The organism is Bacillus sp. SM2101, assembly GCF_018588585.1.
Taxonomy (GTDB): Bacteria; Bacillota; Bacilli; order Bacillales; family SM2101; genus Nanhaiella; species Nanhaiella sioensis.
Map to the genome: position 1 here is coordinate 54,489 of NZ_JAEUFG010000023.1, position 6,745 is coordinate 61,233.

The window sequence follows — 6,745 nt, forward strand, 5'->3', positions numbered from 1 at the left end:
TATCTACCCTCCCAATGCATGTTGTAAGGTCTCATTAACAGATGATACTCCAATCACCTCAATTCCAGCTGGAACAGTCCATCCTCCTAAGTTTTTGTCAGGCAAAATAACCCTCTTAAAGCCAAGTTTCGCAGCTTCCTGAACTCGCTGTTCAATTCTAGAAACGCGTCGTACTTCCCCAGTTAAGCCAACTTCTCCGATAACTACATCTGTAGGGTTTGATAGTTCGTCTCGAAAGCTTGAAGCGATACTGACGGCTACAGCTAAATCAATTGCAGGTTCATCTAACTTGACTCCTCCTGCAACCTTTAAGTATGCATCTTGATTTTGCAGCAGTAGCCCCACTCTCTTTTCTAATACAGCCATAAGCAGTGATACTCTATTATGATCGATTCCCGTTGCCATTCTTCGTGGATTACCAAAACTTGTTGGTGAAATGAGTGCTTGTATTTCGACGAGAACGGGCCTTGTTCCTTCCATAGAGGCTACTACTGTAGATCCAGCTGCTCCTTTTGAACGCTCCTCTAGAAAAATTTCAGATGGGTTTTGAACTTCAGTTAGACCTAGTTCCTTCATTTCAAAGATTCCTATTTCATTTGTTGATCCAAAGCGGTTTTTAACAGCTCTTAATATCCTATACGTATGATGACGTTCTCCTTCAAAATAAAGAACTGTATCCACCATATGTTCAAGTAACCGTGGCCCAGCAATTGAGCCTTCTTTCGTAACATGACCAACAATAAAAGTGGCGATTCCTTTCGTTTTTGCAATTTTCATAAGCTCAGCGGTACATTCTCTTACTTGCGAGACACTGCCTGGAGCTGATGTAACCTCAGGGTGAAAAATAGTTTGTATTGAATCAATAACAACAAATGATGGCTCCATCTCTTCAATTGCTTTTGATATATATTCTAAGTCAGTTTCAGCTAACACGAATACATTCTCTCCATTAACCTCTAGTCGATCTGCACGTAGCTTCGTTTGTTTTATTGATTCTTCTCCAGATATATATAATACTTTATGTTCAGAATGGGCTAATTTTGATGATACTTGCAATAACAATGTTGACTTTCCAATACCAGGATCCCCACCTATTAATACAAGCGATCCTTTAACAATACCTCCACCTAACACCCGATTAAATTCCATAAAATCCGTATACATTCTTGGCTCGTTCGTCGTTTCTATTTTTGTTATAGCTGTAGGTTTTGTACTGGTGGAAGTAGGTGCTACATAAAACGATCCCTTCCGAGCAGATTTTGTCTGTTCAATTTCTTCTACCATTGTATTCCACGCATTACACCCAGGACACTTTCCCATCCATTTTGCTGATTCATACCCACAAGTTTGACAACTAAACTTTGTTTTTCTTTTAGCCATTATGTTAAGCTCCTCTATTTAAAATACCTATGTGTATTATATTTTATGACAATATAAATAGATCTAAAGAAGAAAAGGTATACGACTTTGCATGCTGACGTATACCTCTTTTCTTACTTATCGTATTTTATAAGTGGTTTAATTCACTAATTTCTTCAGCAAAGCGAATTGTAAACTCATTCTCAACAACATCTAGCACAACTTTCTGACCTTTTGCAATCGTTCCTTTGAGCAATTCTTCAGAAAGCAAATCTTCAACATGCTTTTGAATCGCTCTGCGCAAAGGACGTGCTCCATACTCTAGGTCATTTCCTTCTTCTGCTAGCTTTTCCTTTGCTGCGTCTGTAATTTCCAGGGCAATTTCTTGCTCCACTAATCTTTTTGTTAATTGTTCTGTCATTAATGTCACGATTTCTTTAAGATGTTTTTTCTCTAAAGAATGAAAAACAATAATTTCATCGATACGATTTAAAAACTCCGGACGAAATGATTTTTTCAGCTCATCCATCACTTTCCCCTTCATATCTTTATAATTTTGATTTTCATCCTGTACATTAAATCCAACAAACTTATTTCGTCTTAGCGCATCTGCACCAACATTTGATGTCATAATTAATACTGTGTTCCGAAAATCTACTGTACGGCCTTTTGAATCAGTTAACCTACCGTCTTCTAGCACTTGAAGCAAAATATTAAAAACTTCAGGGTGTGCTTTTTCAACTTCATCTAGAAGAATAACTGAGTATGGTTTACGACGAACTTTTTCTGTTAGTTGTCCACCCTCATCATGACCGACATAACCTGGCGGTGAACCAACTAGTCTTGACGTCGAGTGCTTCTCCATATACTCAGACATATCAATTCGGATCATGGCATCTTCTTCACCAAACATTGATTCAGCTAATGCTCTTGCTAGCTCAGTTTTACCAACACCGGTAGGGCCTAAAAAAACAAATGAACCGATAGGTCTTTTCGGATCTTTCAATCCAGCACGCGCTCGACGTACAGCCTTGGCAACTGCTTTCACAGCTTCTTCTTGCCCAATTACTCTTGAATGCAGGATTTCCTCTAAATTTAACAATTTATCTGTTTCAGTTTGAGCAAGTTTTGATACAGGAATTCCTGTCCAGCTTGCAACAACTTTAGCAATATCTTCTACTGTTACTTCACAGTTTTCTTGACCTTGTTTCTGCTTCCAGCTTTTCTTTGTTTCCTCTAATTGTTCTCTTAAGCGTTGTTCAGTGTCCCGTAGAGAGGCTGCTTTCTCAAACTCTTGACTTTGTACTGCTGCATCCTTCTCTTTTCTTATTTCATCTAATTTTTGTTCAAGCTCTTTTAAATTTGGTGGTGTCGTATAAGACCGCAAACGAACTTTTGATCCTGCTTCATCTATTAAATCAATCGCTTTGTCAGGTAAAAAGCGATCTGAAATGTAGCGGTCGGATAATTTTACCGCCTGAATGATTGAGTCATCACTGATTGATACACGGTGATGTGCTTCATACCGATCACGTAAACCTTTCAAGATTTGAATTGATTCCTCATTCGTTGGTTCATCTACTTGTATAGGCTGAAAACGTCTTTCTAACGCAGCATCTTTTTCTATATATTTTCTATATTCATCTATAGTTGTAGCTCCAATACATTGAAGCTCCCCTCTAGCTAATGATGGCTTTAGAATATTTGAAGCATCAATTGCTCCTTCCGCTCCACCAGCACCAATTAATGTATGAAGTTCATCGATAAATAATATGATATTACCTGCTTGGCGAATTTCATCCATTACCTTTTTCAGTCTATCTTCAAATTCACCGCGATATTTAGTTCCTGCCACCACTGTGCCCATGTCTAAAGTCATTACACGCTTATCACGTAGGATTTCTGGTATTTCATTATTTACAATTTGTTGAGCTAACCCTTCAGCAATTGCAGTCTTACCAACTCCAGGTTCTCCTATTAGGACTGGGTTGTTCTTTGTGCGTCTACTTAAAACTTCAATTACACGCTGAATTTCTTTACTTCTACCAATGACAGGATCTAAGCTTCCTTCTCGGGCAATGGCTGTTAAGTCTCGTGCGAGACTATCTAATGTAGGTGTATTAGCATTCGTAGCCGCTCCTCCTTGATGACCTGATGAAGTTTCATTACTCCCTAACAGCTGAAGCACTTGTTGACGTGCTTTATTTAAGCTTACTCCTAAGTTATTTAAAACTCGAGCAGCAACTCCTTCACCTTCTCTTATGAGCCCCAGTAAAATATGCTCCGTTCCTACATAAGAATGCCCTAGCTTTCTAGCCTCATCCATAGATAATTCTATTACTTTTTTGGCACGAGGTGTGTAATGAATCGTTTGAGTTGTTTCTTGACCCTTACCGATTAACTTTTCAACTTCTTCTTGAATCTTATTAGATTCCAAACCAAGAGCAACTAACGCCTTAGCTGCAATCCCTTCACCTTCGCGAATAAGACCTAATAAAATATGCTCCGTTCCTATGTTATTATGACCTAAACGAACTGCCTCTTCCTGTGCCAATGCCAAAACTTTTTGTGCTCGCTCAGTAAATCTACCAAACATCATAATTCTCGACCTCCAAACTCATTTTGATTGCTTTTTTCCAAGCTTATTCTTTCTCTAATCAATGTTGCCCTACGAATATCACGTTCATGTGATCTTAATGGACCGCCTGCATATTGCTGAAGAAATCCAGGCTGTGTTACAATCATTAATTCATTTAAAATATTACTCGATATATCTTTTATATATCCGATATCAATGCCTAAACGAATGTCAGACAAACATTTAGCAGCTTCTTTTGTCTCCATAACGCGACTATGTGCTAATGTACCATATGAGCGGTATACCTTGTCTTCTAGTTGAATACCAGATGTTTTTACTAATGCTTCTCTTGCAGAGCGTTCTTGAGCAATGAGTTGCTGCACCACACTTTCTAGGTCATTCACAATATCAGTTTCAGATTTTCCAAGTGTTACTTGGTTTGATATTTGAAATATATTACCTAATGCTTCGCTACCTTCACCATATATTCCTCTAACAACTAGACCCAGTTGATTGATTGCTGGAATAATTCTACTCATTTGTTGGGTTAATATAAGTGCAGGTAAATGCATCATGACTGATGCCCTTAATCCAGTACCAACATTCGTTGGACAGCTAGTCAAATACCCTTTCTGTTCATCAAACGCATAGTCTACATGTGTTTCAATCCAATCATCCAACTCATTAGCTTGTTCCAGAGCTGCACTAAGCTGAAACCCAGGAAACAAACATTGAATTCGTATATGATCCTCTTCATTTATCATGATACTTACTTCTTCATTTTCTGATAAAATACAAGCCCCAAAAGGCGCATCTTCGGCTAATTGAGGACTAATGAGATGCTTTTCAACTAGTACTCTTTTTTCAATAGGCTGCATTTCATTCATCGCTAATAATTCTAGCTTCCCAAAAGATTCCGGCGCTTTTTCTTCACATACCTTTTTAAATAATTGAATGATCTTATGCGCTTCTTCGTTTGTTATGACAGTAGGAAACCATATATTTTCTATATTTCGTGCAAGTCTAATTCTACTAGAAAGTACGATATCTGATTCAGGACCATCCTCACTCATCCAGGAGCTTATTGCTTTTTGTAGAAACCGCTGAAGTGACATAGTTATCCCTCCCCCATGTCTATCTGACTTAAACTTCGTTCTAAAGCCCTAACCTTATCACGAACTTCTGCTGCTTTTTCAAACTCCTCACTGACTATATACTCCTGAAGTGTTTGTTTATATTGTTCAATTTGCTTACGTAAATGTATATTTCCACCTATCCTTGTCGGGATTTTTCCAGAATGAATTGTGTTTCCACTATGAAACCTCTTGAGTATAGGAGTTAAATGATTTTTAAACGTTTTATAACATTCAGAGCACCCAAATTTACCAATGTTTAAAAATTGAGTATAAGTCATTTTACATTTTTCACATTGAATAACCTCATTTTGATGAAATGAATTACGTTGTTTTTCTTGTAGAGAAGGTTCCATATTGAGTAGCCCTGCTATTAAGTTATTAATCGAAAAGCCTTGATTATTTGCAAGCATAAACATTTCTCCTTTTTCCTGTGCACAATGCTCACAAACGTGGGTTTCAGCTTTTTCTCCGTTGATAATTTTTGTAAAGTGTAACGTTGCAGGTCTCTTGTTACATTCTTGACATATCAATGACTTCACCTCTCCTGTCTAGATTATTAATATCACCTGAAACCTCATACCATTAATTGTATTTTAGTGATGTCAACATCGCAATGAGTATTCTAGATCGTAATTCATCTCTATCTGGAAGGCTAATATATAAGGTTGATCGATCAACAGTACTCAACATGATTTTTGCTTCTCTTTCAGTAATAACCTCTTCTTCAATTAATCGACCTATAATATTTTCAGCTATTGTTTGAGAGATTCTTGGACCAATTAACGTTAATAGTTGTTCAATTAAGTGGGTATCATCATGAGACTGCACTTTCATTATTCGTATATAGCCACCGCCACCGCGTTTACTTTCTACAATATAACCACGTTCCATTGTAAAACGTGTATTTATCACATAATTAATTTGAGATGGTACGCATTGAAATTTATCTGCTACTTCATTTCTTTTTATTTCAACAATATCTTGATCATTCATTTCTAGAACGCTTTTCAAATATTGTTCAATAACATCAGATATATTTCTCATTCAACCCCTCCTTTCATTGACTTTGACTATATTTGACTTTACTTTTACTATATAGTGAATTGGAAAAAAGCGCAAGAGACTCGAATTAGAAAACAGCTCCATCATAGACTACAAATATATCCTTGCCATTTATTTAATAAATCAAAACAAGAAAAGCCTAACGGCTTTTCATAAAAACAGATGGATATGAAATGATTTTTATAGTCTTTAGACAAGAAGATGCTCCGAACGTTAGTTATATTCGTGTTTAGTTTTTATTACAAATAGCAACAAATTAATACGAAAACAACTAAAAGAAAAGATGTCATAAACGCTAGCTGGATACAATTAATTAAGGCAAAAGCAAATTAGCTAAAAAATTGTATAGAAAAAAACACAGAGTATAAGTACTCTGTGTTTTTTATTGCCTGGCAACGTCCTACTCTCACAGGGGGAAACCCCCAACTACCATCGGCGCTGAAGAGCTTAACTTCCGTGTTCGGTATGGGAACGGGTGTGACCTCTTCGCCATCGCCACCAGACATAATATATAGGAATAAGTTAATATTCCTTCAAAACTAGATAATAGACATTCATTGAACAAAGCTTGCTCTGCATTTCTAACTTGGTTAAGTCCTCGATCTATTAG

Annotated in this window: 5 protein-coding genes and 1 rRNA gene; all 6 read right to left on the reverse strand. The window is 37.0% G+C overall.

Annotated features, from left to right (window positions below; translation table 11 throughout):
- Nucleotides 1-3: 3 nt before the first annotated feature.
- Nucleotides 4-1,380, reverse strand: a complete 1,377-nt coding sequence (gene radA / locus JM172_RS18610) for a DNA repair protein RadA (RefSeq protein ID WP_214483880.1) — start codon at nucleotides 1,378-1,380, stop codon at nucleotides 4-6.
- Between the two features lie 127 nt (nucleotides 1,381-1,507).
- Entirely contained in the window at nucleotides 1,508-3,958 is a 2,451-nt protein-coding gene (clpC, locus tag JM172_RS18615) for an ATP-dependent protease ATP-binding subunit ClpC (RefSeq protein ID WP_214483881.1), read from the reverse strand.
- The gene (mcsB, locus tag JM172_RS18620) at nucleotides 3,955-5,052 is read right to left on the reverse strand and encodes a protein-arginine kinase McsB (RefSeq protein WP_214483882.1); all 1,098 of its coding nucleotides are present in this window, start codon (nucleotides 5,050-5,052) and stop codon (nucleotides 3,955-3,957) included. Before mcsB ends, clpC begins: the two co-directional genes overlap by 4 nt.
- Before the next feature lie 2 nt (nucleotides 5,053-5,054).
- Nucleotides 5,055-5,603, reverse strand: a complete 549-nt coding sequence (gene mcsA, locus JM172_RS18625) for a protein-arginine kinase activator protein McsA (RefSeq protein WP_214483883.1) — start codon at nucleotides 5,601-5,603, stop codon at nucleotides 5,055-5,057.
- Between the two features lie 52 nt (nucleotides 5,604-5,655).
- Nucleotides 5,656-6,117: a CtsR family transcriptional regulator gene (locus JM172_RS18630; protein ID WP_214483884.1), complete on the reverse strand. Its 462-nt coding sequence runs from the start codon at nucleotides 6,115-6,117 to the stop codon at nucleotides 5,656-5,658.
- A gap of 405 nt (nucleotides 6,118-6,522) precedes the next feature.
- Nucleotides 6,523-6,638: ribosomal RNA gene (gene rrf / locus JM172_RS18635) — 5S ribosomal RNA — on the reverse strand.
- Between the last annotated feature and the right edge of the window lie 107 nt (nucleotides 6,639-6,745).